The following is a 25011-nucleotide window of genomic DNA, read 5'->3' as shown; positions in this document are numbered from 1 at the left end:
TCAGACGGCGTGTTGTGCGAAGCGGACGTCCACAAAATCATGGGCCTGAGCCCGACAAATCGATATAGGTGAACATAATGAAACTGATCCGAACCATGGTGGCGATGGCTGCCGTTGCATCCGTTCTGAGCGCGTGCGGTGGCGGCTCCGACGACGTCGGTAAGGAACTCGGGCTGACCAATCCGGAGATCCATTTCATCCATGCCATTCCCAGTGGCCCGGCCGTCGACTTTCTCGTGAACGGCAGCGCGCCCTCGGGGCAGACCAACATCAGCTATAAGGGCGTGACGAACCTCACCAATATCAACACGGGCGCGACCACGGTCGCTTACTCCGCGACCGGCACGACGACCGCGCTCGCGAGCGGCAGCTTCCCGGATGTCGCGAAAGGCCACGAATACACCGTGCTCGCCTTGCCGGGTCTGGCCGCGCCGGACATCGGCCTGATCGACGATCCGTTCGACAAGGGTCTGCTCTCGAATAGCGCGCGTCTGCGCGGCTTCAACGCGTCGGCGAACGCGACCAACCTCGACCTGTATCTGGTCCAGTCCACCTCGACCGACATCACCAACGTCTCGCCGACGATGGCCGGCGTGGCCTTCAAGAATGCAGTGCCGGCGAGCGGTCAGGATTCGATCTATGTGTCGGGCGGCACCTACGTGCTGATCGCGACCACGGCCGGCAGCAAGACGCCGATCTTCCAGTCGCCGGCCTTCACGCTGTCGAACAATGCCGACTGGCTGGTGACGTCGGTGCCGATCGCGGGCGCGCTGAGCCAGCTCGTGCCGGGTCAGATCCATTTGCTGGTTGCACAGAACGGCAATACGCAAACACCGAGCGTCGAGTTGACGAATACGCTCAACGGCCAATAAGCGCTGACAAAAGCGCAGGCTGAGCACATGCAATAAACGATAAGTCCTGGGGAGGACGGAGCGGCGATCCACGTGAGTGGATCGCCGTTTTGTTTGCAGCCCGGACAAACACAACACCAGCCGCTTCGCTGAAAGTCCGCGATGACGATTAAAGCGGGCGCAAAAAAACCCGCCACGATTTCCCGCGGCGGGTTCTGCCTGAACTGCGCAAGCCAGGCGCTATCAAGCGCCCGGCATCTGCTTCGTTATACGCTGCTTACTTGGCCTGTTCGGCCGAGTTCGTGATGGCGTTGCCACCCTTCGAAATATCCTGCCCGGCCCCCGCCATCGTGTTGCAACCGGCGAGCGCAGCTGTCCCTGCAATGAGAAGCAAAGCGATCAGTCGATTCATGAAAGTTCTCCTTGTCGAGAATGCATTGGTTGACGTGCCCATCTTTACGGCACGCGCCAGCTGAGCTAGCTGTCGTCCGACCGGGGCTTACGCCAGTCGATCCGGTCTGATTGCATGGTAAAAAAAGGACGGGGGCAGCGCTGTCGGCTGCGCCGCGATTTTCTTGTAGGTGTGCTCCGGTGTTTGCGTCGGCGCACTCCTACACGTCTGCCGCAACGCCGCGCGGGCCCTTGTTATACGGAGGTTCGCGAAGGCGTCGCCGGCGGCAGATCGACCGATGGCGTCGCGGTGCTCACGCTCGGCATTTCCACGTGGATGTCGGTGCCGTTCGGCACGCCGCGCCGGATATCGAAGCGTCCGCCATGCGCGGCGACGCGCTGGCGCATGCCGAGCAGGCCGTGGGTGTGCGTGCGGTTCAGATCGGCCGGCTTGATGCCGACGCCGTTATCGGCGATATGCAGCGCCACCTGGCCGTCGCCGACCTGCAAGGCGATCGATACCTTCGAGGCTCGCGCGTACTTGGCCGCGTTGGTCAGCGACTCCTGCGCGACACGGAACAGCGCGATTTCGGTTTGCTCGTCGAGCTTGATATCGTCGGCGGGCAGATGCAGGTCGAGCGTCCAGTTGTTGCGCTGCGCGGCTTCGTCGGCGAGCGTGCGCAAGGCGGTGACGAGCCCGAAGTTGGCCAGCACCGTAGGCCGCATATCTTCGATGATGCGGCGTTTCAGCGCGATGCCCTGGTCGAGATTGGCGAGCGCCCGTTTGAGTTTGTCGGCGATGTCCGGCTCGCTGTCCTTCAGCTTGCGGTTGGCCCACGCCACATCCATTTTGCTGGCGGTCAGAATCGCGCCGAGTTCGTCGTGCAATTCGCGCGCGAGCTGGGTCTTCTCGTTTTCGCTGACCGCCTGCAAGTGCCAGCCGAGCGCTTCGAGCTGCCGGGTGCGTTCGTTGACGAGCTGATCGAGACTTTCCTGTTGCGTGATCAATTGACGCTGCACGCGTGCCTGACGATCGATCTGAATGCCGAGATTGCGAAACAGCAGAATGAACAGCACGATGTTCAGCGCCGAGAGACCCGCCGCGCACAGGGTGGAGATGCGCTGATCGCCGCGGCTCGCGGCGAGCGCATGTTGCGCGCGGCGTTCTTCGTTGTCGCGCAGTAGCGAGAGCGTGCTGTCCACCAGCGACGCGTCGGCGGGATTGGCCTCGCTCGCGCCGCCGCAAGCCGACAGATCGAGCGGATGCGGCGCCGCGCGTTGCAGCGCGGACGCGCCCGCGCCAATGCGCGCGTCGATCAACGCAAGAATTTGTGTGAAGCTGGCAAGCTCGGCGCTGTCGGCTTTGCCGCCGCGATAGAAGCGGTTCAACTGCTGTTCGCTCTGGCGGATGCGCACCGCGGTCGCGCAGAACTCGTGCGCGGCGGCGTCCTGCTTCGTCAGAAGAAAGTCGCTTTGCTGGGCGCTCAGGCGCGATAGCTGGCTCGCCAGCGTGCTCAGTTGCACGGTGACGTCGCGCGCTTCGAGCGCGGTTTCGTATTCTGCAGCAATGCGCTGGCGCGCGGTCTCGAGTATCACGAGCCCGCCCACGGTAATGACGATCGCCACCGTCATGGCGATCGCCCAACTGCGGTTGCGCATCCAGTCGCTCAGCCAGGCGGCGGCTCCCGGCGCGGCGCGACCTGCATCACCCGTGTCCGGCACGTTCTGCACATTTGGCACATTCGGCTCCTCTGATGGGGCATCAGTGTAACGTCCGCTGCATCCGGCGATGGTGCCGCCGTCGCGCGGCCGTTGCAGCGCCGCACGCCGGCCTGGCGAGGCGATCGTGCGCGCCGTAACGCTGCCGTAATCCAATGTAAGCGGATTCTCACACGAAAACCGGCGTGCGTCGGAATGCGCCGCGCGTGGCCGATCGATAGGATGAACCTGATTGTTCAATCAATGTTTCGGGAGGAAGCCATCATGCTGAAATGGGCGTTGTTCTTCGCCGTCATCGCGGTGATCGCCGGTCTTCTCGGCTTTACCGGTGTCGCGGCAGGCGCGGCGGCGATCGCCAAGTTCCTGTTCGTCGTGTTCGTGATTCTGTGCGTGGTGTTCCTCGTGCTGGGCTTCGTGGTGACGAAAAAGATCGTCGATTAGCGCTGCTCGATGAGGAAGTCGCGAGCCGCTTTTCCAGGTGCGGGAACGGTTCGTCGATCAGTGTTGTGTGCCCATGCCACGCAGATACAACAAGAAGGAGAGTCGTCATGCTTCACTATGCCATCGTCTTTTTCGTGATTGCGATCATCGCCGCCGTGTTCGGTTTTACCGGCATTGCAGCGGGCGCGGCCGAAATTGCCAAGATCCTGTTCTACATTTTCCTCGTCGTATTCGTGGTCACGCTGCTGCTCGGCGTCTTCCGAACTTAGACGGGTGGTCGTTCGCGGCCATCGTTCCTTGTGCCGGCGCATCAGGCGCGATTCGTGCGTGATGCGCAATTCCCCCAATACCGGATAAAGGAGAAATTCAATGTCGAAGTCATCAACCGCTCAGGGTGCGCCGACGCAATCCAGCGATCCGTTCGTGATGGATCTGCAGAAGATTCGCGAAGACGCGCGCAAGCACATGTCGGATGGTCCGGTCACGCAATCCTACGGCGCGGATCGCGAGACGGTGCTGAAGCTGTGTAACGATGCACTGGCCACGGAAATCGTCTGCGTGCTGCGTTACAAGCGGCATCATTTCATGGCGAAGGGCATCAACTCCGAAGCCGTGGCCGCAGAGTTCGCCGAGCATGCCGCCGAGGAACAGCAACACGCCGACAGCATCGCCGAACGGATCGTGCAACTGGGCGGCGAGCCGGATTTCGCGCCGGACGGTCTGAAGACGCGCTCGCATTCGGAATACAAGGAAGGCGCGAACCTCACGGACATGATCAAGGAGAACCTGATCGCCGAGCGTATTGCAATCGATACGTATCGCGAGATCATCCGCTATCTGGGCGATAAGGACGTGACGACGCGTCGTATGTTCGAAGAAATTCTCGCTGTCGAAGAAGAGCATGCCGACGACATGGCGGATCTGCTCGAAGGACGCGAGTAAGTACCAGCTCGCAAGCGTGTGCGGCGGCGGCGCGAAAACCGTACAACGCAAAAGCAAACAGCGCATTAAAGAAACGCAGCACGACGGCGAGCGGCAGCGCTGTACATCGCGGCCCGCTCAGCCAGTTCAGGCAGCGTGGCGGACGGCGCGAAGGGCGCGGGTGGGCCGCAAGGTTTCCCGCCCCGGCGTGCGCCGCCCGGTTTTCCCAATCCGGCAGAAGCCATGCCGGAGATCATTACAATGTCTGTTTTGGAGCGATTCCACTGTTCCATTGCACGGACACCCAAACCGATGATTCGAGTGCTGATAGCTGACGACCATGCGATCGTCCGAGGTGGCTTCAAACAGTTCGTCGCCGACGAGCCGGATATGTGCGTCGCGGCCGAAGCGGCCACCGGCGACCAGACCATCAGCCTCGTGCGCGAACAGGCCTTCGACGTGGTGCTGCTCGACATCGCGATGCCGGACAAGAACGGCATCGACACCTTGCGCGTGATCAAGCAGGTGCGCCCGGAACAAGGCGTGCTGATTCTGTCGGGCTATCCGGAGAGCCAGTACGCAATCAATCTATTGCGCGCGGGCGCGAACGGTTATCTGAACAAGGACTGCGAGCCGGAGGAAATCGTGCGGGCGATTCGCGCGGTGGCGCGCGGGCACCGTTACCTTTCCGAAGCGGTTGCCGACACGCTCGCCGACAACCTCGACAAACCGGCGGCTGGGCGTCCGCACGAAGCGCTCTCCGAGCGCGAGTTCCAGATTTTCTGCAAGCTCGCGGCGGGGCAGATTCCCACTGACATCGCGGAGGAACTGCATCTGTCCGTGAAGACCGTGAGCACTTACCGGGCTCGCGTGCTGGAGAAAATGCGGTTGGCGAACAATGCCGATCTGACTTATTACGCGATCAAGAACGGCTTGATCGAATAATGGACGATCGAGATATTCCGATGAACAGCGAATCGAACCCTGTTGCCGACCCAGCCCGCCACGCGCCGTTGCGTGTGCTGCTGATCGAGGATTCGCCGCTGATTCGCAGAAGCCTCGTGGAAACGATCGACGCGTCCGGCCTGCTCAAGGTCGCCGCCTACGCGGATTCGGCGGATCAGGCCATTGCACTGTTGGGCGATGAATCCTTCGACGCGGTGATCGTCGACCTGCAGTTGAAGCAGGGCTCGGGCGTGCCGGTGCTCGCCTACTTGCAGCGTGAAGGATTGATCGACAGGGTGTTCGCCGCAGTGCTGACGAACCACGCGTTGCCTGCGTACCGGGAGCGCTGCGAGCAATATGGCGTGCGGCACTTTTACGACAAGTCGTTCGAATTCGACCGTGTGATCGACGCGCTGCACGAATACGCGTACGCGCGAAGCAGCAAGTAAGCGCTTTGCGCCGTGCAGATAGCGCGGCCTAACTCGTCGCGCGTGCGGGAAGCGCCAGATGATTCCACGCCGCAAGCCCCGCGAATACGATTCCGGCCACGCTCACGCCAATCCATCCGAACGCCGGCCACACCACCGCGCCGACACTGGAGCCGAGCGCTCCGCCGATGAAATACGCCACCATGTACACCGTATTCACGCGGCTGCGCGCGTCCGGCTTGAGTGCGTAGATGCGCGACTGATTGGAAATCTGCGCGGCCTGCACGCCGATATCCAGGATGATCACGCCGACCACGAGTCCGGCGATGCTCTTCGCCGATACACCGAATACGACGAACGAAATTGCCACCAGCACGATCGACACGGTGATGATCGCGCGCGGTCCGCGTCGATCGGAAAACTTGCCGGCGAGCGGCGCGGCCATCGCCCCTGCCGCGCCGACAATACCGAATAGCCCGGCTGCCTGCGGTCCGAGATGAAACGGCGCGCCGGCCAGCAACAAGGCCAGCACCGACCAGAAGATACTGAATGCCGCGAACAGGGCCGCGCCGGTGAGCGATGCTTCGCGCAGCTCGCGATGCTCGACGATCAGATGCCACATCGACACCAGCAGCTTGCCGTAGGTTAGCGTCGACGTCGGCTGGCTTTTCGGCAGCCGCGCCATGATGACGGCCGCCAGCACCAGCAGCGCGACCACGGAGGCGCCGAAGACCGCGCGCCAGCCGAAATATTCGGCGATCAGGCCTGACGCTGTTCGCGCCAGCAGAATCCCTAGCAGCAAACCACTCATCACCATGCCGACCGCGTGCCCGCGTTCGGACGGCGGCGCGATTTCCGCCGCGAACGGCACCGCTTGTTGCGCGATGGTGGCGAGCACGCCGATCGCCAGACTCGCGACGATCAGCACGGTCAGCGTCGGCGCGGTAGCCGCCACGACCAACGCGACGCAGATGGCGGCGATCTGCAACAGGATCAGACGACGCCGGTCGAAACGGTCGCCGAGCGGCGCAAGCAGCAGCATACCGGCCGCATAGCCGAGTTGCGTGACGGCCGGCACCGCGCCGACCCACGACGCGCTGTGCGGAAACGATTGGCGGAAGTCGTCGAGCAGCGGCTGGTTGTAATAAATGTTCGCAACCGAGACCCCGGCGATGGTGGCGAGCAGAAACAGCAGGCCGCGCAACGACCGGTCGGCGGAGGCGGGACTGGACGCGTTGGAAGTGGACATGAGAGGGTGCGGTCGACGGACCGGCCCATGCGCGGTCCTCAAGCGTGCCGATCATACCGGAGCACAGCGGATCGTGCTGACGGCTACGAGGCGGAGCAGCACGTTCGCACACCGCCTCACAACGCCCTGCCAACAAAATGAGATGGTTGTTCGGCGTTCGTTCGTAGAATCGGCGCGCTTAACCGACCGACGATTATCAGAACGACTCCATGACACCAACTACGAAACATGAACCTCGACCCATAGGCGGCTCGCTGCTCATCGCGCTGATTTGCCTGGCGGCGTGGGCGCTCTATACCGCGATCGCGATGCGCGATCCGCTAAAACTCATGCTCGAATGGGAAATACTGGCCGTGTTCGCACGGCCCGAAACGCACGGCTGGTATCGCACCATAATCGTGATGGTGGGCTGCGACGTGCTCACGGGCGTGTTCATCGTCGTGGGCATGGGCTGGCTGGCGCTGCTTGCATGGCGCAAGTCGCCGCGTTTTACCGTACACGTTCAGGCTTGGCTGCTGGCGATTGTCGCAATGCGGACCGGCGCGTATCTGCTCGGCGATTACATGACGCACGCGATCGGCATCGACATCGACATTCCGTTCGACGGCTTCATTCAGGCTGTCGCGGCGGCCGCGCTCGGGATTCCGTATTTCAGGCTTTCCCGGCGCGTTCGCGAGACTTTCATCGACGCCTGACACGCAGGCGTCAATCGATCAGATCACCCTCGGGCTCGTAAAACGGATACGGGCCGTCGGCTTTCTCGACATACGCGTGATGCGTGACGATGCCGGTCGCCGGATCGTAGTGATGCAGCGCATACGCGGGCGGTTCCATCATGAACGCGGACGGCGAATCCTCGCGCAGATCGAGCGCGACCTGATGCGCGGGCGCCGGCACCGCGGAGGCGATCGTGCCGCCGAAGCGCACGAACATGGGCCGGTGCACATGCCCGCAGATCACCCGCTCCACATTCGGATAACACGCGATCAACGCGGCGAGTTTGTTGGCGGCAGCGGGATCGAGCCGGAGTTCGTCCATATGCCCGATGCCGCACACGAACGGCGGATGATGCAACGCGACGACCGTCGGTTTGCCCTGGGCCGCATCGAGTTGCGTGGCGAGCCACGCGAGCCGCGCATCGCACAGATCGCCGGCGCTTTGTCCCGGCACCATCGAATCGAGTGCGATGACCCGCAGCGGCCCGACATCGACGGCGTATTGCACGAACTCGCCACCGCTTTGCAATTCCTTGCGATCGGGAAACGCGGCGCGCAACGCAGCGCGTTCGTCGTGATTGCCGACCAGCATGAAGTAGGGAATCTCTAGCGGCGCGAGCAATGTCTTCAGGTGTTCGTACTGTTCCGGATCACCCTGATCGACGAGGTCGCCGGTCATGATCACCGCGTCGGGACGCGGCTCGAGCGCATTGAGGGCGGCGACGCAGCGTGCGAGATAGGCGCCGGTGTCGACGCGGCGATACGCGAGCGCGCCGGGCCGTTTGATATGCAGGTCGCTAATTTGGGCCAGCAGCATGGGGATGTTCCTGTTATAGCGCGCTGTTGAAGCAGCGCGACTTCATTACGATAGCGCAATCAGCGCGTCCTGCGCGATGGAAATGCCGACCGGCGTGCCGCGCGCCAATTCCACGCGGCCGGCTACGTCGATCAGCAACGCGTCCGGCGCGGCGCCGCCGACCGTCAGACGCGTGCGCTCGCCGAGAAACGCGGCGCTTTCGATATGCCCACGCAATTGCGCGTGAGCCGGATCGGCCAGATACGCGTCTTCCGGGCGGAAGAAAATCTCGTGTACCGAGTTCGCGTGCGCGGAGCCCGCAGGCAGCGGCACTGCACCGCCCGTGGTACTCAGCATGCCGTCGCGCCGCTCGCCCGCAAGCCGGTTGATGGTGCCGACGAACTGCGCGACCGTGCGATTGGCGGGGCGGTAATAGATCTCGCGCGGCGAGCCGATCTGCTCGATGCGCCCCGCGCTCATCACGACGATACGGTCGCCGAGTTCCATCGCTTCGGCCTGATCGTGCGTGACGTAAACGGTCGTGATGCCCAACTCGCGCAGCAGCGTGTTCATCTCGCTGCGCAAGGTGTCGCGCAAACGGGCGTCGAGGGCGGTCAACGGTTCGTCGAGCAACAGCACGCGCGGCTGCACGGCGAGTGCTCGAGCGAGCGCCACCCGTTGACGCTGACCGCCGGAAAGCTGGTCGATCGGTTTGTCGGCGTGCGCGGTGAGACGCATCATGCCGAGCAGTTCGTCGACGCGTTGCCGCGCCGTCTCCGCGGGCACGCGTTTGATCTTCAACCCGTAGCCGATGTTGCCGCGCACCGTCAGATTCGGAAACAGCGCGTAGCTCTGGAACACCATGCCGACCTGGCGCTTTTCGATCGGCAGCGCGGTGACGTCGTCGTCACCGAACGCGATGCGGCCGCCGGCATCCGGCGTTTCCAGACCCGCGATCATGCGCAGCGTCGTGGTCTTGCCGCAGCCGGACGGCCCGAGCAGCACGAGCGTTTCGCCGGCATCGATATGCAGGTCGAGCGGTTCGAGCACGCGCGTGCCGCGAAACGTTTTCGCGCATTGCGTCAGCGTGATTGGAATGGAGGCGAGTTTCATGGCTGGATGGCCTTTGAAGAAGAGCGCGCGACGCGTTTTTTCGCCGCGCTGCGCTGCCCGGTCGCATCGACGCCGAGCCATTGCATTGCGACGAGTAGAGGCATCGTCATGATGAAAAACAGAATCGTGTAGGCGCTGCCGATCTCGATGCGCAACGACGCGTAGGTGTCCGCGAGACCCACCGGCAGCGTCTTGGTATCGGGCGTGTGCAGCATCCACGTGAGGTTGAATTCGCCGATCGAAAGCGTCAGCACCGCCAGCGCACCGGCCACGATGCCGGGGCGCGCATTGGGCAGCACGATCGTCACGAAGCGCTGCAGGAAGCTCGCGCCGAGACTCGCCGCGCCTTCCTCGAGCGTGCGCAGATCGCTGCTCGCGCACACCGCCGCGACCGCGCGCACCATGAAGGGCAGCGTGAACACCACATGCCCGACCACGATGAACGCCACGCTCATGCGGAACATCGTGAAGCCGCCGTACACCACCAGCAGCGCAAGCGCGGACGCGAGACCGGGCAGTGCGATCGGCAGCACCAGAAACTCTTCGATGATGCGCGAGAGCCGCGTCTTGCTGCGCGCGAGCACATAACCCGCGGGCACACCGGTCAAGAGCGTGATGAGCAAGGTCGCCGCCGCCACTTCGAGCGAGAGAAACACCGAGCTGTGATACTGCGTCCACACTTCACCCAGCCAGCGCAGCGTGAGTCCGCTCGACACGCCCTTGAAGTAGTTGACCGTCAGGCCCGCCATGATCGACATGACGACCGGCACGATCAGAAACGCGCACAGCAGCAGCGTGACGAGCCATTGGCCGGTTGCGAGCCACGTTCTTGCGTCCGGCCAGCCAAGCCGGGAGCGAGGCTTCGCTGACGGTTGCAGAGAGGTTGTGATGGAGTTCATTGAAGTCCTTTCCTCCGCTTTGGAAGCCGCAGGTTTTGAAACGCCGTTCATGCGCTTGCCGCCACGGCCGAGCCGCTTACGCTGCGCGCCAGGGCCAGCACCGCCCACGTCACGATGCCGAGCACGATCGAGAGGCCCGCGGCCGTCACCATGTTCGCGTTGAGGGTGAACTCGGTGTAGATGGTCATCGGCAGTACGTCGATGTCGGTGGCGAGCGTGAACGCTGTGCCGAACGCGCCCATCGCGGTGGCGAAGCACACCGCGCCCGCCGCGATCAGCCCGGGCGAAAGCGCGGGCAACACGATGTCGCGCGTGATGCGCCATGGCGACGCGCCGAGCGAACGCGCGGCTTCTTCAAGCGATGCATCGAGCTTGGTCGCCGAAGCCATCACGGTGACGATCACGCGCGGAATCGAGAAGTACAGGTAGCCAAGAAAGAGCCCGCTCATCGAGTAGGCGAAGACCCAGCGGTCGCCCGTGAGTTTCAGCGAGAGCGCGCCGATGAGGCCCTGGCGTCCCGCCAGCATGATGACCATGAAGCCGACCACCACGCCGGGAAACGCCAGCGGAAACGTGAGCAAGGCAAGCAGCGTGCGTTTCAAAGGAAACTCGCGCCGCGCCAGCAGCAGACCCGCGATCACCGAGAGCACCAGCGTCGCCGCCGTGACCGCCGCGGACAGCAGCACGGTCGCGCCGAGACTCGACATGTAGCGCGGATTCGTCAGCATCGCGCGATAGGTGGCGAACGCGTGGCCGTCGCCGCTCAACTGCGCGAGCGCACCCATTGGCAGCAGCCAGAAGGCGATGAACACCGCCAGCGCCGGCGCGATCAACGCGATGCGCCAGCGCAGCGGGAACGTGATGTCGTTCAATGCATCACCTGCAAGTAGCGCTCGCCGAAGCTCGACTGCTTCTCGGCCATCTTGCCGAAGTCCACCGGTTTGGCGCGCGCATAGTCGCTGGCCGGCAGGAATTTGGCGGCGGTTTCCGGGCTCATCGCGTTCGCGCGCACCGGACGCAGGTAGGCGTCGGCCCACAGCTTCTGGCCTTCGTCGGAGAGCACGAAGTCGAGCACTTTCTTGCCGTTCGCTTCATGCGGCGCGCCCTTCACGAGACTCATCACGTACGGCACCGAGATCGTGCCTTCCTTCGGAATCACGAATTCGACGTTCGCGTGATCCTTGTACTTCGCGCGGTAGGCGTCGAAATCGTAGTCGAGCAGGATGGGGATTTCACCGGACATCACGCGTGCATAGGCGGTCTGCTTCGGCACGATCGGCGCGTTGGCCTTCAGCTTGCGAAACCAGTCGAGGCCCGGCTCGAAGTTATCGAGCGTGCCGCCGAGCGCCTGGTTCACCGCGACCGCGCCCGCATAGCCGACAAACGCGCTCGACGGATCCAGGTAGCCGATCATGCCTTTGTACTCAGGCTTGAGCAGGTCGGCCCACGAGCGCGGCACCGGCTTGCCTTCGAGTGCGTCTTTGTTGACGAAAAAGCCCAGCGTGCCCGAGTGAATCGAGAACCAGTAGCCTTGCGGGTCTTTCAGGTTGGCGGGAATGTCGTCCCAATGCGCGGGCTTGTACGGCTGGATCACGCCCTTGTCCTTCGCCTGGAAAGCGGACGAGACGCCGAGATACACGACGTCGGCGACCGGGCTCTTCTGCTCGGCCATCAGTTGCGCGATCGACTGACCGGAGTTCTTGTTGTCGAACGGCACACGAATGCCGGTCTTTTGCTGGATCGCCTTGATCTGGCTCGCCCAGTCGGCCCATTCGGGCGGGCAGTTGTAGCAGATCGCGGACTCATCGGCGTGCGCGGCTTGCGGTGCGATCGCGACGAGCGCGGCGGCGACCACCATGCAGGCCGACAGCGCGGCGGCCGTGGTGCGAGCGAGGCGATGCCAGAGCGGCCGGAGCGGTTGGATTGGCGAAGCGAAATGTTTGGAAGAGCGGGTCACTGCGGGTCTCCAGGAGAAGAAGCGAGCGGGTGGTTCGGGTTTTGGGGTGGGTGACGCAAAGTCGTCTTGCAGGGCAGCGGGGTAAACGTTTTCATGTCGGCATGTGTCGGTGCATGTCGCGCTTATTTGGTCGACGCGCGCTTGCGCGGCGCTTCAGGCGAATGGCCGTTCGGCGGGCATTGACGTACGCGTGGGCGTTGCGTCGTCGCGGCTCGAAATCGCCGCGATGGTGGCGCCTTGGCGCAAGCTGTGCGGCAAGGTCAGCGTGAGCGAGGTTTCGCTCAACGCTTCGTACGTGCCGGTGACGCGTGCCAGCAAACGCTGCCAGGCCGCGCAGCCGATCGCGCGATTCGGTGCGCAGATGCTGGCGAGCGCGGGCGACAGCAGTTCGCCCATTGCGAGGCCGTCGAAGCCGAGAATCGACATGTCGTGAGGAATCTGCAGACGCGCCCGGCGCAGGCCGCGCATGACCACCATCGCCAGCAGATCGTTACTGCAGAAGAGCGCGCTCGGGCGGTTCGGGCCGCTCGTGAGATGAGCGAGCACCGAGGGCGACAGTTCTTCGGCGTTGAAATCGACTTCGAGCGCCGGTGCCGGCGTGAGGCCGGCCTGCTGCATCGCCTGCGAATAGCCCAGATGCCGCTGCCGGGCGCGATCGGAAGCGGCCAGCGTGCCCGCGAGCATGAGGATGCGGCGATGGCCGTGCGCTATCAGCATGCGCACGCCGTCGTAGGCGGCCAGACGATTGTCGACCGAGACCGACGGGCGACGCACCGTGTCGTTATGCATCAGCACGTAGAGCAGCCCTGCGCGGTCGAGTTCGTCGAGCAGCGGGTGCGTGTCGGCGTCGGCGACGGTCAGGATCAGGCCTTCGACGCGGTGTTCGCGCAGCGTTTCGATGGCGTGACGTTCGCGGTCGGCGTCGTACTGCGTGGTCATCAGCATGAGCCGGTAGCCTTGCGCCGAGGCGAGTTCGTCGATACCTTGCAGGCACTCGGCGAACACGGGGTTGGCGAGCGTCGGCAGGATCACGCCGATCAGGCGCGTGCGTTCGCCGCGCAATTGCCGGCCGAGCGGGCTGGGGCGGAAGTTCAGGGCGTCGATGGACTGACGCACCTTGTCGAGTGTGACCGGGTTAACGGTATGCGGCGCGTTGATCGCGCGCGACACGGTGGCGATGGAGAAGCCGGCGTGGGCAGCGACATCTTTGATCGTCGGGGTCATGGTTTCCGCTCGGGTGTAAACGTTTTCGTGAGCGGATTATCGGGAAGGTTTGTGACTTGAGGATGACGTTGGTATTTGTGGATACGACTTGGGGAACTGGAGGCGGGCGGAGCGTCGGCGGGGCGGTTTGGTACGCCCGGCGGGCAATGGTAGAATTCGCGTCCACACGCGTTTCGACCCCCGCCGGGGTGATGAAATTGGTAAACATAGCGGACTTAAAATCCGCCGCCTCACGGCTTGTCGGTTCGAGTCCGATCCCCGGCACCAGCTATGTCCTCCAGCAGCTGCCAAACTTGCGAACGAAATCGGGAGCGGCGAGGTCTCGACCGTGCCCATGGCCGCTCTGCGTCTGGACCAACGGGCGTCGACCATCTGTTTGGCTCCAATGATTCTGGTGCGTTGTCCCATCCCGGACCGACGTCAACGTTGCGCCTAACGGATTTGAGCCAGGCCGCCAGTAGCATTGCGCCGTGTCAATAATCGACTGATTTGCGGAAGTTTCGCTATTGAGACGGAATCATCGTGCGGGTTATAAGTGTGAAGGGCTGGAAAAGCTCAGTATCGCGGCCGGCATTCTCTTTCGCAATTTTCGCGTCAGGCCGCGTCCCCACAACCCAGCAAGGAGGCCGGCCGATGGCGGACCTGCGAGACGCGCGACGTACGATATCCGGGCGTCGACGGCATTGCTCGGGTAGGGCGCCGCATAAGCGTTCGATGGCAACGTACCTGAGCGCTGCCGCACTTGCCGCTAGCGCACTGCTCGCCGTGTCAGCCTGTGCGGACAATTCGCTGCTGCCCGACGATCCGCCCGCGAGCGGGCACCCCCTGTGGATGGTGCCGATCAGTCAGACCGACCGCTGGGCGATCAACATGGCCGTTGAGCGGTACGGCATGGGAGACTCCCCTCCACATGGCGGCGGCGGCGGGGCGGTCTGCTGTTACCCCAGCCCCAGGGACTGGGGCAAGCCGGTCACCGTCCACTGGACGTGGGGCACGGAACTCGATCCGAAAACGAAGGCCGTGATCAAAGCACGCGAACCCCATTCAATGATCTTGCATTTCCCGCCGGGCGGCCCCGCGAGGGACGACCGCTACCTGTGCTTGATCTTGCGCGAACACGACACGGCCGAACTGGCGTTCTCGCGCGCCGCCACGCGTTGCGCCACAAAATAGCCCCGCAACCATAAGGATTCCCACATGACTGTACGTCAGGCGGGCGCGCCTGTCAGTGACGCCGAGCTGGACCACGCTGCTGCATGCGGAGCGATCAAGCGGATCGCCGCTGAATTCCCCAGCGATCTGAAGGCTCGCATACAGTGCCGGCTTTATCCGAAGCTCAGTTTCTTCTTCGACGGTACGGGCAACAACCTGTACCAGGAACTGCAAAAGCCTGAGCAGGAGCAGGCGTTGTCGAACGTGGCCAAGCTGTATCTGGCGGCGATCGACGATCCCGCCAGACAGGGTGCTACGCCTCGATACTTTCCCGGCGTCGGTACTCCGTTCCAGATCCCCCGGCGCGTGCCTGGCTATGCTGCCGAACTAGTGCGCAATGATCCCGGCGGGATGGCGGGCATGGGTCTGGGCGTCGGGGGACAGACGCGCATCGATGCGGCGCTCGCCGAATTTGCCATGATCCTCGGCGAGGACTGGAGCGCAGGAGCACAGCGGCACATGCCGTTTATCAGTCTTGCGGTGTTCGGTTTCTCGCGCGGTGCGACGGAGGCTAGAGCTTTCGTGCGCAAGCTGCTTTCGCGTTGCGTCGACAAGGACGGTCAACCATGCTGGATCAATAGCAATCTGTTGCGCATTCCGCTGCGCATCACCTTCCTGGGACTGTTCGATACGGTCGCGTCGGTGGGTGGGCCGGGTCTGCATCTGGACTGGGCATCCGAACTGGCGATACCACCCGAGGTCGAGCAATGCGTGCACTACGTCGCTGCTCATGAGGTCCGGCAGGCGTTTCCGCTCGACTCGGTGCGTGTGGATCGGACCTACCCGGCCAACTGCGAGGAAGTGGTCTATCCCGGCGTGCATTCGGATGTCGGCGGCGGCTACGCTCCGGATCAACAGGGCCGCGGCAATCTGCTCGCGCGCATTCCGCTGCGCCACATGTATGCGCAAGCGCTGGAGGCCGGTGTCCCGCTGCTGTCGTTGGACAGGATTCAGGCAGACCGACAAAGCTACTTTGAGCTCGAGGACGACGAACCGGTGGTGAAGTCGTACACAGATTACACGGCGGCTTTGCCCGCCGCAAACGGCGATGATGTGGAGTCGCTGATTCACGTGCATCGCCGCCTTGATTTTCAGTGGCGCGGCGGCCTTGCCCGGAGGGGCGAAGACTCCCGTGTGCTCGGGCAACTGGTTGGACGCGGATTGCCTTCGGCGGCCTGTCAGGCGGTGCCGGCGACCACCGATGATGACCATCCCGAGTGCGATCCGGCCGGCTGGACGTATGCGGTCACGCCCAATCTGGAAAAGCAGGCGGCTCAGTTGTTGGGGGAACAGCGACGCCTCGCGCTTCAGGTCACATTCCTTCGCCATCCTGTCGAGCGCCATGCGGACAGCCGGGACTGGCCGCCCGCCAGGCCGCGCGAGCGTACGGCCTATGAAAACCTCATCCTGTCGGCATGGGACAATGCCTGCGCTGTGCCTCCCGCGGCGGATAGCCTGCTGGCGGAGCATGTCCACGATTCCGTGGCGCACTTTACTTCGTGGCCGTGTGCCCTGTACGATCCGCGCCGTGTCTATTGTGACCACGCGAGATACTACGCCGCGAGGCCGTGGCTTGGACCGCGCCCGGAGATGATGACCGGCTGAGTTCGTGGGTCGCGCGGCCATTCGCCAAGGGCGCGAACCTGTTGGGTGGGCGGCTTCTGCTCACTCGCTGGTGAAAGCGCACCCGAAGAATTTTGGGGCGGAGATGTTCCGCCATCGCCCGGATTCCAGGGCCCGGCTTGTATCCATTCTCTGTCCCGTATCACCAGCGGACCTTCGCGAAGCCGCAGCGCCGGCGAATGGTCGGATCGTCGAGTCGCGCATCGGCGGTCCTCGGGTTGAGCATGACGAACAGCGCGGCGGGTTTCCCCGGCGACAACGCTTCGCCGGCGCACATCAGCCCATAACGATAGGTGCCGCACGGGCTGATAACGGCGCTCCCGATTTCACCACCCAATCCCCGGCAAACGATGCGGCGCATAATGACGAAATCCCCTGATCAGGATGATGGAGGCAGACGTGAATACTTATGCTATCGACGCCATTCGCATCAACCCGGCGAGCGACAGGATCACCCACGTGCGCTGGGCTCCCGTCGACCCGTCGACGCGTGACTGGTTGTCCCCCACGTCGATCGTCGAGGTGGCGGACGTGGTCGCCGCAATGCGCCGGGGCGACGCTGTCTGGTCCCTTTTTACGCTCGGTGGCACGCGGTTTCTGGGGCCCAAAATCGTGCCCGTCTCCCACACCGACGGCCACGATGGGATCGACACGGATGTCCCTGGCGCCCACGTCGAAAAATGTATCGACGACCTGCCGCGCGTCTGATCGCTCTATCTTCAGCGCCGTCGACGATCAGCCGCCGGAAAAACTACAATAGCGGTTTCTGCATGGCTTGAACCCGAGGTGCCGATTCGGCGTCCGGGGTTCAAGCCATCGGCTCGGTTGATGCAATCCGCACGTCGATCTGCATTACGAGTGTTTCCCACCAGGCCAACCCAACCCCAAGCGAGAAAATCAATGGCCAACGAAAAATCAAAGCGCGCACGCCGTGCTGCCGAAAGCCTCTTCGGGGATTTGCCGACCACCAGCAACACCGAGGCCAGCCGGCCCTCGAATCCTTTCGACAACGACCCGTTCGACAATCCCGCCAGCGTCACGCCGAGCGGAGACGAACTGGTCGTCCTGCCCGGCCAGTTCGAACTGCCGCCCGGCTATGCGGACGCGGCCGCCATGCGCGATGCGCTCGCCCGCGTCTGGCGCATGGACTGGATCAAGGTGGGCAAGGGCGAATGCGTAGTCAGGCTCCCGGTTGGATGGCGCGCGGACAAATCCGTGGACGGCGTTTTGCGGATCGAATCCGCGGGCGTCGTTCGTGCGCAGGGCCGCATCGTGGAGGGCGCCGCATTGCAGATTCTGCCGCGCTACTACCTGAAGGCCGAATTTCATGAATCGAACGACCATTGCCGGATCGTCGTGCGGGATCGCGGCCGTAACAACGGCGTCCTGAAGGATTCGTTCTGGGACACGCGCAGCGGCCCGAACCATCCGCAGTGGAAGATTCTGTCCGACTGGCTGGACAAGGAATACCCGGATCATCGTGACCCGCTTCGGTATTGGGACGATTGCGAAGCCAATCGCCGTGGCGTTTGAGCAGGTGCCGAGCGCAACCATGTCCCACCTGAAATATTTGACTGGCTACTCGCCCACGCTTCAGGAAAAAGTCAAAAAGCTGATCGCCGACGACCAGCTCGGCCAGTACCTTGCCGCGCGCTATCCGAACACGCACGACGTGCAAACAGACCGGGCGCTGTACGCCTACTGCGCCGACCTGAAACGCGAACACCTGCGCAGCGCGGACCAGATCGACAAGGTCGCCTACGACAGCAAACTCGACGTCGTGCGTCACGCACTAGGTTTGCACACGAGCATCTCCCGCGTGCAAGGCGGCAAGCTGAAGGCGAAGAAAGAAATCCGCATCGCGTCGCTGTTCAAAGCGGCGGCGCCGGAATTTCTGAAAATGATCGTGGTGCACGAACTCGCTCATCTGAAGGAAAGCGACCACAACAAGGCCTTTTACCGCCTGTGCGAGTTCATGCAGCCGGGTTACCACCAGATCGAGTTCGATCTGCGTCTTTATCTGACGCAGCGCGAGCTGGCAAAAAAGCCCGTCTAACGATCAAGCCGCGATCGCCTCGACTTCGGAGGCCTTCAACAGAACCGGAATGGACTTCGACGTCGGCGTGCCCGCGCCATCGGCGACCGACGACAGCGGCACGAGCGGATTCGTCTCCGGATAATAAGCGCCGAGACAGCCGCGAGGAATGTCGTACTCCACGAGCAGAAAGCCATCGGCGTGACGCTCGATGCCGTCGGCCCACACGCTCGTGATATCCACGCGTTGTCCCGCCGCGAAACCGAGCATCGCGAGATCGTCCTTGTTGGCGAACAACACGCGACGCTGTCCGTACACGCCGCGATAACGGTCGTCGAGGCCGTAAATCGTCGTGTTGTACTGATCGTGTGAGCGGGTCGTCATCAACGTCATCAGGCGCTCGCCGTGTTCCTTGCGCGCTTGATGGATCGGCGTCGCCATGTCGATTGCGTGCACCAGGAACTGTGCCTTGCCGCTCGGCGTCTTCCATATCCGTTCGCGCGACGCGACGCCGAGGTGGAAGCCGCCGGGATTCTTCAAGCGCTCGTTGTAGTCGGTGAAGCCTTCGATCACTTGCGCGATGCCGTCGCGGATCAGCGAGTAGTCCGCGGCCTGCGCGAGCCAATCCACTTTCGCGCTGCCGAGCGTCGCATGCGCCATGCGCGCGACAATCGCAATTTCCGACAGCAGATTCTCCGACGCCGGTTTGTTCATGCCGTACGAGATATGCACCATGCTCATCGAATCCTCGACGCTCACGCCTTGCGCCACGCCGTTCTGCAAGTCGATTTCGGTGCGGCCGAGCGTCGGCAGAATCAGCGCGTCGCGTCCATGGACGAGATGGCTGCGGTTCAGCTTGGTCGTGATATGCACGGTGAGGTCGCACGAACGCATCGCTTCCCACGTGCGCGGCGTGTCGGGCGTCGCGATCGAGAAATTGCCGCCCAGGCCGATGAATACCTTCACCTTGCCGTCGAGCATCGCCTGAATCGTGTTGACGACGTCGAGTCCGTGCTCGCGCGGCGGTTCGAAATCGTAGACTTCGCCGAGCTTGTCGAGAAACGCCTGTGTCGGCCGTTCCTCGATTCCGACCGTCCGGTCGCCTTGCACGTTCGAGTGGCCGCGCACCGGGCACAGGCCCGCACCGCGCCGGCCGATATTGCCGCGCATCATCATCAGGTTGGACAGGATCTGCACCGTCGGCACTGAATTCTTGTGCTGCGTGAGGCCCATGCCCCACGTCGCAATCACGGCGCGCCCCTTCACGTAGATGTCGGCGAGTTGCAGCACGTCTTCGAACGGCACGCCGGCTTCGGCGACGATCGTGTCCCAGTTCTCGGCGCGCAGATCATCGGCGAAGGCGTCGAAGCCGACGGTATGTTCGGCGATGAACGCGACATCCAGAACGCGTTCGAGGCCCGACGCCAACGCTTCGTCGTCGAGCTCGATCACGCGCTTGGCGACGCCCTTGATCAACGCGAAGTCGCCGCCGACTTTAGGGCGAATGAACACGGAGCTGATCTTCGTGCTGCCCATCGTCAGCATTTCCACCGGATGCTGCGGGCTCGCAAAGCGTTCGAGGCCGCGCTCCTTCAGCGGATTGATGGACACGATGGTCGCGCCGCGCTTGGCGCACTCGCGCAGTTCGCCGAGCATCCGCGGATGGTTGGTGGCCGGATTCTGGCCGAAGATCAGCAGCGTGTCGGCGTGTTCGAAGTCGTCGAGCGTGACCGTGCCTTTGCCGATGCCGACCGTATGCGGCAAACCCCGGCTGGTCGCCTCGTGGCACATGTTCGAGCAGTCGGGGAAGTTGTTGGTGCCGTACATGCGCACGAACAGCTGATAGAGGAAGGCGGCTTCGTTGCTCGCGCGGCCCGAGGTGTAGAAGGCGGCGCGGTCCGGATCGTCGAGCCGCTTCAGGTGATCGGCGATCAGGTCGAACGCTTCGTCCCAGCCGATCGGCACGTAACGGTCGCTCACGGCGTCGTAGACGAGCGGGTCGGTCAGGCGGCCGTGCTGTTCGAGTTCGAAGTCCGACTGCGTCATCAGTTCGGCGATCGTATGTTTCTCGAAGAACGCCGGCGTCACGCGTTTGCTGGTCGCCTCGGCGGCCACGGCCTTCACGCCGTTTTCGCAGAACTCGAAGGTGGACGCATGCTCGCGATCCGGCCACGCGCAGCCGGGGCAGTCGAAGCCGTCTGGCTGATTCTGCTTGAACAGCATGCGGTAGTCGCCGCCCGTCACCTTTTCCTTGATCAGGTTGATGGCGACGTACTTGAGCGCACCCCAGCCAGCGGCGGGGTGCGTATAGGGTTCGATGCGAGCTTCGGGTTTCTTCATGATGTTGCCGCCGGATCGGGCTTGAACGAGGCTGTTGAGCCGATAGGTGCAAGCCTACTGTGTTCCAAAAAAGGCGCAGCATACAGAAAATTGGAAAGGGAAGGGATACAGTTGATCGGTTTTGCCCTAGACTGGCGCTTCAGCCCACGCTTGCGCTCGACTCAAGTCCTTGAAACTGTACGAAAAACTCGCCGATGAAATGACCGAAGCCGTGCGCCGCGGCGTGTTCGCGGCGGGCGAGCGGATTCCGTCCGTGCGGCAGGCGAGCCAGCAGCATGGCGTGAGTATCAAGACCGTGTTGCACGCGTACGCGTTGCTGGAAAGCCGGGGGATTGTCGAAACGCGGCCGCAGTCGGGCTATTTCGTGCGCGACGCGGTGGCGCGGGCCGTGGCGCTCGACGAGCCGCGGCCCGGCCGTCTTTTGACGCCGCACACACCGCCGGTGGCCGCGGCGGTGGACGTGAGCCGCCTCGTGCTGTCGACTTTGCGCAGCATCCGCGCGCACGACGCCGTGCCGTTCGGCTCGCCGTATCCGGATCCGTCGCTGTTCCCGTGGCGGCGCATCAACCAGTACGCGAACGCGATCGCGCGACGCCACGCAAGTTGGAACCTGATCGACGACCTGCCGCCGGGCAACCCCGAGCTGATCCGGCAGATTGCCCGCCGCTATGCCGAAAACGGCGTACCGGTCGACCCCGACGAAATCGTCATTACGCTCGGCGCGACAGAAGCGATCAACCTGAGCTTGCAGGCGGTCGCCAAACCCGGCGACACGGTGGCCGTCGAATCGCCGACTTATTACGCGATGCTGCACGCCATCGAGAGGCTCGGCATGCGCGCAATCGAGGTGGCGACGCATCCCGTTCACGGCATCGACATCGAGGCCTTGGCTCAAGTGATCGCCGAACAGAAGATCGCGGCCTGCATGGTGATGCCGAACTTTCAGAATCCGCTTGGTTTCCAGATGCCCGATGCACGCAAGCGGCAACTGGTCGAACTGCTGGCGGCGCACGAGATACCGGTGATCGAGAACGACGTCTATCAGGAGCTTTACTTCGGCGAGACGCGGCCATCGACCTTGAAGAGCTTCGACACGAAAGGGCTCGTGCTGCACTGCGCATCGTTTTCGAAGAGTTTGACCGCGTCGTACCGGATCGGCTGGGCGCTGCCGGGACGCTATCGCGCGCAGGTCGAGAAGCTGAAGTTTCTCAATACGCTGACCACGCCGTCGGTGCCGCAAGTCGCGGTCGCCGATTATTTGCGGCAGGACGGCTACGATCGGCATCTGCGGCACGTGCGCAAGGTTTATCGGCAGCAGGCCAGCATCATGATGGCGATGGTGCAGCGGTTTTTCCCGGTCGGCACGCGCATGTCGACGCCGCTGGGCGGCTACGTGCTGTGGGTGGAACTGCCCGAGCGGGTCGATTCGATGCGGCTCTACCAGGCGGCGCTCGCGCGCAGCATCACGGTCGGGCCGGGCATGATGTTTTCGACGCGTAACGATTTTCGCCACTTCATCCGGCTCAACTACAGCTATCCGTGGACCGCGCAGACCGAAGCGGCTTTGAAGACGCTCGGCGAACTGGTCATGCAGATGGCGTAAAAAAGGAGGAGACACTGACTATGGAAGACGACGAACTCGATCCGGTGCTGGTCGCCATCTTGACGCAATTGTGGCGCGCGCATAGGGAAACGCCGGGCGGCGCGTGGTCGCTCGCCAAGCTGTCGAAGCAGGCTGGCGTGCCGATGAGCGGCTTGCGCCGGCAGTTGACGGCGCTCGTCGACGGCGGCCTGGTGGACACGACGTTCAATGAGGAAGGCGCGGGCACGGCGCGTCTGAGCGAGCTGGGCCAAAGTCTATGCGGCGAGTTATTTGGCGACGGCAACGGCAACGGCGACGGCGATGCGCCCGACGAGGATCAGGCGGAGCCGCAGCCGAAGCTTCACTGACTGCGAGCGCGGCTCGCCTGAGCGTGGCTTTAAAGCTGGCTCATCCCGCCATCGGCGATGATTTCCGTACCGACGATAAATGCCGACTCCGGCGCCGACAGATGCAGCACGGTCGAGGCGATTTCTTCCGGCGTGCCGAAGCGGCCCACCGGCACCTGGCCGAGAATCTGCGCGGCGGTGGCTTCGAGCGCGGCGGCGTCGAGGCCGAGCTTGCCGTACAGCGGCGTTTGCACCGGGCCGGGACTCACCACATTGACGCGCACGCCTTGCGGCAGCAGTTCCGACGAAAGCGTCTTCGCCAGCGAAATCACCGCAGCCTTGCTCGCCGCATACACGGACGACGCCGGCATGCCGATATGCGCATTGATCGAGCCGTTGATCACGATCGACGCGCCGCGATTGAGCAACGGCAGCAGTGCCTGAATCTGGAAGTAGGCGCCCTTGACGTTGGTGTTGAACATCGCGTCCCAGAAGGCTTCGTCGACGTCCGGGAACGGCGCGAACTTCGCGGTGCCGGCGTTGACGAACACCGCGTCGAGGCGGATGCCGACGGCGCTGATCGCAGCCGCCAGTTCACGCGCCGACGCCACCGAGCCGGCGTCGTTGCGCACTGCGACGGCATCGGCGCCGAGCGCCTTTCTTGCCGTTTCGAGGGCGGCGGCATCGCGGCCGGTGATGACCACGCGGGCGCCTTCATCGGCGAATGCCTTGGCGGCTGCGAAGCCGATGCCGCTGCTGCCGCCGGTGACGAGAACCGACTTACCTTGGAAGCGAGTCATTTTGAATCTCCGAAAGAGTGTTGCGGGTTGGTGAGAGTGATATTGCGCCTGCGCGGCGGCCTTGCCGTACCATTTCTCCGACGCACTCGTTCGAAAGTATCGAACATGTTGATGGCGGGACCAAAATACGAGCTTGGTTATGGGCGGAATAACGGGAAATAATTTTTCCGCTGAAATTGACCTTCGAATATGGCCCCCTATGCTGGAGCCTTGCCCGGGTTATCCCGAGCGCTGGGGCAGGCACCTTCAACCATCTTCGGAGAATCCATGAAAACAACGCTGGCGCGAGCGCTGCATCGTTCACTGCGCATCAAAACCGTCCGGACCGTCCTCGCTGCCGCGCTTGGCGCGACGCTGGCATTCAGCGCCGCGGGGGCGTCGGCCGCCGCCACGCAGCCGATCGGCATTGCCTTCGTCTATCTCGGCAATCCGGGCGACGCCGGCTGGACCTACGCGCACGAACAGGGCGTGAAAGCGCTCGAGGCGAAATACGGCGACAAGATCAAGGTGACGCGCGTCGAGAACGTGCCGGAGTCGGCGGATTCGGAGCGCGTGTTCCGCGATCTGGCGTCCAAGGGCAACAAGATCGTGGTGGGTTCGAGCTTCGGCTTTCAGGATTTCGAGCTGAAGGTCGCCAAGGACTTCCCCGACGCCGTGTTCGAACATGCCACCGGCTACAAGAAGGCCGCCAACTTCGCGACCTATGACGTGCGCACCTATCAGAGCGCCTACCTGGCGGGTCTCGTCGCGGGCTATACGACCAAGTCGAACACGCTCGGCTTTGTCGGCTCCGTGCCGGTGCCCGAGGTGGTGCGCAACATCAACGCGTTCACGATGGGCGCCCGCTCGGTCAATCCGAATGCGCGCGTGAAAGTGGTGTGGATCAATAGCTGGTTCGATCCGGGCCGCGAAAAGCAGGCCGCCGAAACGCTGATCGGCCAAGGCGCCGACGTGCTGATCCAGAACACCGATTCGACGGCGACGATGCAGACCGCCGAGCAGAAGAAGGTGCATGCGTTCGGCTGGGACTCGGATATGAAGAAGTTCGGGCCGAATGCGCAACTCGGCGCATGCGTGAGCAACTGGGGCGTGTACTACACGCACCTGGTCGATCAGGTGATGGCGGGCACCTGGAACAATTCGCCGGTGTGGTGGGGGCTGAAAGAGAAAGCGATCGACCTCGCGGACATCAACACCGACGCCGTTTCGCCGGCCGCGCAAAAGGCCTTGAGCCAGAAGCGCGATGACATCATCTCCGGCAAGTTCAATCCGTTTGCCGGTCCGATCATGGATCAATCGGGCGCGGTGAAGGTCGCTGCCGGCAAGTCGTTGAGCGATCCGGAACTGCTGCGTTTGAACTGGTTCGTACAGGGCGTGGACGGCTCGCTGCCCAAGTAAAAATTTGCTTCGCTAATCTAACTAT

Annotated in this window: 27 protein-coding genes and 1 tRNA gene; 16 read left to right on the top strand and 12 right to left on the bottom strand. The window is 63.2% G+C overall.

Annotated elements, in window-relative coordinates; genetic code table 11:
* The first annotated feature begins 77 nt into the window (after positions 1–77).
* The gene (locus tag BPHYT_RS13180) at positions 78–872 is read left to right on the top strand and encodes a DUF4397 domain-containing protein (protein WP_012433648.1); all 795 of its coding nucleotides are present in this window, start codon (positions 78–80) and stop codon (positions 870–872) included.
* Between the two features lie 256 nt (positions 873–1128).
* Here the strand turns inward: BPHYT_RS13180 and BPHYT_RS13175 are convergent, their stop codons facing one another.
* Entirely contained in the window at positions 1129–1263 is a 135-nt protein-coding gene (locus BPHYT_RS13175; RefSeq protein WP_012433647.1) for an entericidin A/B family lipoprotein, read from the bottom strand.
* A 233-nt stretch (positions 1264–1496) separates the two neighbouring features.
* The gene (locus BPHYT_RS13170) at positions 1497–2981 is read right to left on the bottom strand and encodes a sensor histidine kinase (RefSeq protein ID WP_012433646.1); all 1485 of its coding nucleotides are present in this window, start codon (positions 2979–2981) and stop codon (positions 1497–1499) included.
* 243 nt (positions 2982–3224) lie between these two features.
* Here BPHYT_RS13170 and BPHYT_RS13165 point away from each other — a divergent pair, with 243 nt between their 5' ends.
* The 5 genes from BPHYT_RS13165 to BPHYT_RS13145 all read left to right on the top strand — a co-directional run bounded on the left by BPHYT_RS13165 (position 3225) and on the right by BPHYT_RS13145 (position 5716).
* Positions 3225–3401, top strand: a complete 177-nt coding sequence (locus tag BPHYT_RS13165; protein ID WP_012433645.1) for a DUF1328 domain-containing protein — start codon at positions 3225–3227, stop codon at positions 3399–3401.
* Between the two features lie 107 nt (positions 3402–3508).
* Complete coding sequence (locus BPHYT_RS37290) at positions 3509–3670, top strand: DUF1328 domain-containing protein (protein ID WP_006052455.1); 162 nt, start codon at positions 3509–3511, stop codon at positions 3668–3670.
* A gap of 100 nt (positions 3671–3770) precedes the next feature.
* Entirely contained in the window at positions 3771–4343 is a 573-nt protein-coding gene (locus BPHYT_RS13155) for a ferritin-like domain-containing protein (RefSeq protein WP_012433644.1), read from the top strand.
* A gap of 291 nt (positions 4344–4634) precedes the next feature.
* Positions 4635–5267 carry a response regulator gene (locus tag BPHYT_RS13150; RefSeq protein ID WP_012433643.1) on the top strand — a complete coding sequence of 211 codons (633 nt, stop codon included), beginning with the start codon at positions 4635–4637 and terminating at the stop codon, positions 5265–5267.
* Between the two features lie 20 nt (positions 5268–5287).
* On the top strand, positions 5288–5716 hold the full coding sequence (locus BPHYT_RS13145) for a response regulator (RefSeq protein ID WP_012433642.1): 429 nt from the start codon (positions 5288–5290) through the stop codon (positions 5714–5716).
* Between the two features lie 28 nt (positions 5717–5744).
* Here the strand turns inward: BPHYT_RS13145 and BPHYT_RS13140 are convergent, their stop codons facing one another.
* Complete coding sequence (locus BPHYT_RS13140; RefSeq protein ID WP_012433641.1) at positions 5745–6944, bottom strand: MFS transporter; 1200 nt, start codon at positions 6942–6944, stop codon at positions 5745–5747.
* Positions 6945–7153: 209 nt separating this feature from the next.
* Between BPHYT_RS13140 and BPHYT_RS13135 the strand changes: the two genes are divergently transcribed.
* Positions 7154–7639, top strand: coding sequence for a DUF2569 domain-containing protein (locus BPHYT_RS13135; protein ID WP_012433640.1), 486 nt, complete (start codon positions 7154–7156; stop codon positions 7637–7639).
* Between the two features lie 10 nt (positions 7640–7649).
* Here the strand turns inward: BPHYT_RS13135 and BPHYT_RS13130 are convergent, their stop codons facing one another.
* The 6 genes from BPHYT_RS13130 to BPHYT_RS13105 all read right to left on the bottom strand — a co-directional run bounded on the left by BPHYT_RS13130 (position 7650) and on the right by BPHYT_RS13105 (position 13649).
* On the bottom strand, positions 7650–8477 hold the full coding sequence (locus BPHYT_RS13130; RefSeq protein WP_012433639.1) for a phosphodiesterase: 828 nt from the start codon (positions 8475–8477) through the stop codon (positions 7650–7652).
* Positions 8478–8522: 45 nt separating this feature from the next.
* A complete protein-coding gene (locus BPHYT_RS13125; RefSeq protein ID WP_012433638.1) occupies positions 8523–9569 on the bottom strand; it encodes an ABC transporter ATP-binding protein in 1047 nt (348 codons plus the stop codon).
* A complete protein-coding gene (locus BPHYT_RS13120; protein ID WP_012433637.1) occupies positions 9566–10468 on the bottom strand; it encodes an ABC transporter permease in 903 nt (300 codons plus the stop codon). The genes BPHYT_RS13125 and BPHYT_RS13120 overlap by 4 nt, the downstream gene beginning before the upstream one ends.
* Before the next feature lie 47 nt (positions 10469–10515).
* Positions 10516–11340: an ABC transporter permease gene (locus BPHYT_RS13115; protein ID WP_012433636.1), complete on the bottom strand. Its 825-nt coding sequence runs from the start codon at positions 11338–11340 to the stop codon at positions 10516–10518.
* Positions 11337–12425 (bottom strand): ABC transporter substrate-binding protein, encoded by a 1089-nt coding sequence (locus BPHYT_RS13110; RefSeq protein WP_012433635.1) that lies wholly within the window; start codon positions 12423–12425, stop codon positions 11337–11339. The genes BPHYT_RS13115 and BPHYT_RS13110 overlap by 4 nt, the downstream gene beginning before the upstream one ends.
* Before the next feature lie 153 nt (positions 12426–12578).
* Positions 12579–13649: a LacI family DNA-binding transcriptional regulator gene (locus tag BPHYT_RS13105; protein ID WP_012433634.1), complete on the bottom strand. Its 1071-nt coding sequence runs from the start codon at positions 13647–13649 to the stop codon at positions 12579–12581.
* Between the two features lie 182 nt (positions 13650–13831).
* Between BPHYT_RS13105 and BPHYT_RS13100 the strand changes: the two genes are divergently transcribed.
* The 3 genes from BPHYT_RS13100 to BPHYT_RS13090 all read left to right on the top strand — a co-directional run bounded on the left by BPHYT_RS13100 (position 13832) and on the right by BPHYT_RS13090 (position 16466).
* Positions 13832–13916: transfer RNA gene (locus BPHYT_RS13100), tRNA-Leu, on the top strand.
* Between the two features lie 447 nt (positions 13917–14363).
* The gene (locus tag BPHYT_RS13095) at positions 14364–14822 is read left to right on the top strand and encodes a DUF3304 domain-containing protein (RefSeq protein WP_049869035.1); all 459 of its coding nucleotides are present in this window, start codon (positions 14364–14366) and stop codon (positions 14820–14822) included.
* 24 nt (positions 14823–14846) lie between these two features.
* Positions 14847–16466, top strand: a complete 1620-nt coding sequence (locus BPHYT_RS13090; RefSeq protein ID WP_012433632.1) for a T6SS phospholipase effector Tle1-like catalytic domain-containing protein — start codon at positions 14847–14849, stop codon at positions 16464–16466.
* A gap of 160 nt (positions 16467–16626) precedes the next feature.
* Here the strand turns inward: BPHYT_RS13090 and BPHYT_RS37285 are convergent, their stop codons facing one another.
* Entirely contained in the window at positions 16627–16845 is a 219-nt protein-coding gene (locus BPHYT_RS37285; protein ID WP_012433631.1) for a DUF1643 domain-containing protein, read from the bottom strand.
* A gap of 38 nt (positions 16846–16883) precedes the next feature.
* Between BPHYT_RS37285 and BPHYT_RS13085 the strand changes: the two genes are divergently transcribed.
* The 3 genes from BPHYT_RS13085 (at position 16884) to BPHYT_RS13075 (ending at position 18540) form a co-directional block, all read left to right on the top strand.
* Complete coding sequence (locus BPHYT_RS13085) at positions 16884–17192, top strand: hypothetical protein (protein ID WP_012433630.1); 309 nt, start codon at positions 16884–16886, stop codon at positions 17190–17192.
* Between the two features lie 192 nt (positions 17193–17384).
* A complete protein-coding gene (locus tag BPHYT_RS13080) occupies positions 17385–18017 on the top strand; it encodes a hypothetical protein (protein WP_012433629.1) in 633 nt (210 codons plus the stop codon).
* Positions 18018–18036: 19 nt separating this feature from the next.
* Positions 18037–18540, top strand: coding sequence for a M48 metallopeptidase family protein (locus BPHYT_RS13075; protein ID WP_012433628.1), 504 nt, complete (start codon positions 18037–18039; stop codon positions 18538–18540).
* A 3-nt stretch (positions 18541–18543) separates the two neighbouring features.
* Here the strand turns inward: BPHYT_RS13075 and BPHYT_RS13070 are convergent, their stop codons facing one another.
* Entirely contained in the window at positions 18544–20859 is a 2316-nt protein-coding gene (locus BPHYT_RS13070; RefSeq protein ID WP_012433627.1) for an FdhF/YdeP family oxidoreductase, read from the bottom strand.
* A gap of 169 nt (positions 20860–21028) precedes the next feature.
* Here BPHYT_RS13070 and BPHYT_RS13065 point away from each other — a divergent pair, with 169 nt between their 5' ends.
* Both BPHYT_RS13065 and BPHYT_RS13060 read left to right on the top strand, forming a co-directional pair.
* On the top strand, positions 21029–22462 hold the full coding sequence (locus tag BPHYT_RS13065) for an aminotransferase-like domain-containing protein (protein ID WP_012433626.1): 1434 nt from the start codon (positions 21029–21031) through the stop codon (positions 22460–22462).
* A gap of 20 nt (positions 22463–22482) precedes the next feature.
* Complete coding sequence (locus tag BPHYT_RS13060; RefSeq protein WP_012433625.1) at positions 22483–22809, top strand: helix-turn-helix domain-containing protein; 327 nt, start codon at positions 22483–22485, stop codon at positions 22807–22809.
* A 29-nt stretch (positions 22810–22838) separates the two neighbouring features.
* On the opposite strand, the gene BPHYT_RS13055 is transcribed toward BPHYT_RS13060, so the two are convergent.
* Positions 22839–23588 (bottom strand): SDR family oxidoreductase, encoded by a 750-nt coding sequence (locus tag BPHYT_RS13055; RefSeq protein ID WP_012433624.1) that lies wholly within the window; start codon positions 23586–23588, stop codon positions 22839–22841.
* 267 nt (positions 23589–23855) lie between these two features.
* On the opposite strand from BPHYT_RS13055, the gene BPHYT_RS13050 reads away from it, so the two are divergent.
* On the top strand, positions 23856–24986 hold the full coding sequence (locus BPHYT_RS13050; protein WP_012433623.1) for a BMP family ABC transporter substrate-binding protein: 1131 nt from the start codon (positions 23856–23858) through the stop codon (positions 24984–24986).
* Positions 24987–25011 lie beyond the last annotated feature (25 nt).

The organism is Paraburkholderia phytofirmans PsJN (assembly GCF_000020125.1).
GTDB classification, from domain to species: domain Bacteria; phylum Pseudomonadota; class Gammaproteobacteria; order Burkholderiales; family Burkholderiaceae; genus Paraburkholderia; species Paraburkholderia phytofirmans.
The sequence above is the reverse complement of the archived record's forward strand: the minus strand, read 5'-3'. Positions and strand labels throughout refer to the sequence as shown.

What these genes read in the sequence shown, in the direction of transcription:
- BPHYT_RS13180 (WP_012433648.1), top strand. Translation starts at nt 78, where the DNA reads ATGAAACTGATCCGAACCATGGTGGCGATGGCTGCCGTTGCATCCGTT.
- BPHYT_RS13175 (WP_012433647.1), bottom strand. Translation starts at nt 1,263, where the DNA reads ATGAATCGACTGATCGCTTTGCTTCTCATTGCAGGGACAGCTGCGCTC.
- BPHYT_RS13165 (WP_012433645.1), top strand. Translation starts at nt 3,225, where the DNA reads ATGCTGAAATGGGCGTTGTTCTTCGCCGTCATCGCGGTGATCGCCGGT.
- BPHYT_RS37290 (WP_006052455.1), top strand. Translation starts at nt 3,509, where the DNA reads ATGCTTCACTATGCCATCGTCTTTTTCGTGATTGCGATCATCGCCGCC.
- BPHYT_RS13155 (WP_012433644.1), top strand. Translation starts at nt 3,771, where the DNA reads ATGTCGAAGTCATCAACCGCTCAGGGTGCGCCGACGCAATCCAGCGAT.
- BPHYT_RS13150 (WP_012433643.1), top strand. Translation starts at nt 4,635, where the DNA reads ATGATTCGAGTGCTGATAGCTGACGACCATGCGATCGTCCGAGGTGGC.
- BPHYT_RS13145 (WP_012433642.1), top strand. Translation starts at nt 5,288, where the DNA reads ATGAACAGCGAATCGAACCCTGTTGCCGACCCAGCCCGCCACGCGCCG.
- BPHYT_RS13140 (WP_012433641.1), bottom strand. Translation starts at nt 6,944, where the DNA reads ATGTCCACTTCCAACGCGTCCAGTCCCGCCTCCGCCGACCGGTCGTTG.
- BPHYT_RS13135 (WP_012433640.1), top strand. Translation starts at nt 7,154, where the DNA reads ATGACACCAACTACGAAACATGAACCTCGACCCATAGGCGGCTCGCTG.
- BPHYT_RS13130 (WP_012433639.1), bottom strand. Translation starts at nt 8,477, where the DNA reads ATGCTGCTGGCCCAAATTAGCGACCTGCATATCAAACGGCCCGGCGCG.
- BPHYT_RS13125 (WP_012433638.1), bottom strand. Translation starts at nt 9,569, where the DNA reads ATGAAACTCGCCTCCATTCCAATCACGCTGACGCAATGCGCGAAAACG.
- BPHYT_RS13120 (WP_012433637.1), bottom strand. Translation starts at nt 10,468, where the DNA reads ATGAACTCCATCACAACCTCTCTGCAACCGTCAGCGAAGCCTCGCTCC.
- BPHYT_RS13105 (WP_012433634.1), bottom strand. Translation starts at nt 13,649, where the DNA reads ATGACCCCGACGATCAAAGATGTCGCTGCCCACGCCGGCTTCTCCATC.
- BPHYT_RS13095 (WP_049869035.1), top strand. Translation starts at nt 14,364, where the DNA reads ATGGCAACGTACCTGAGCGCTGCCGCACTTGCCGCTAGCGCACTGCTC.
- BPHYT_RS13090 (WP_012433632.1), top strand. Translation starts at nt 14,847, where the DNA reads ATGACTGTACGTCAGGCGGGCGCGCCTGTCAGTGACGCCGAGCTGGAC.
- BPHYT_RS37285 (WP_012433631.1), bottom strand. Translation starts at nt 16,845, where the DNA reads ATGCGCCGCATCGTTTGCCGGGGATTGGGTGGTGAAATCGGGAGCGCC.
- BPHYT_RS13080 (WP_012433629.1), top strand. Translation starts at nt 17,385, where the DNA reads ATGGCCAACGAAAAATCAAAGCGCGCACGCCGTGCTGCCGAAAGCCTC.
- BPHYT_RS13075 (WP_012433628.1), top strand. Translation starts at nt 18,037, where the DNA reads ATGTCCCACCTGAAATATTTGACTGGCTACTCGCCCACGCTTCAGGAA.
- BPHYT_RS13070 (WP_012433627.1), bottom strand. Translation starts at nt 20,859, where the DNA reads ATGAAGAAACCCGAAGCTCGCATCGAACCCTATACGCACCCCGCCGCT.
- BPHYT_RS13060 (WP_012433625.1), top strand. Translation starts at nt 22,483, where the DNA reads ATGGAAGACGACGAACTCGATCCGGTGCTGGTCGCCATCTTGACGCAA.
- BPHYT_RS13055 (WP_012433624.1), bottom strand. Translation starts at nt 23,588, where the DNA reads ATGACTCGCTTCCAAGGTAAGTCGGTTCTCGTCACCGGCGGCAGCAGC.
- BPHYT_RS13050 (WP_012433623.1), top strand. Translation starts at nt 23,856, where the DNA reads ATGAAAACAACGCTGGCGCGAGCGCTGCATCGTTCACTGCGCATCAAA.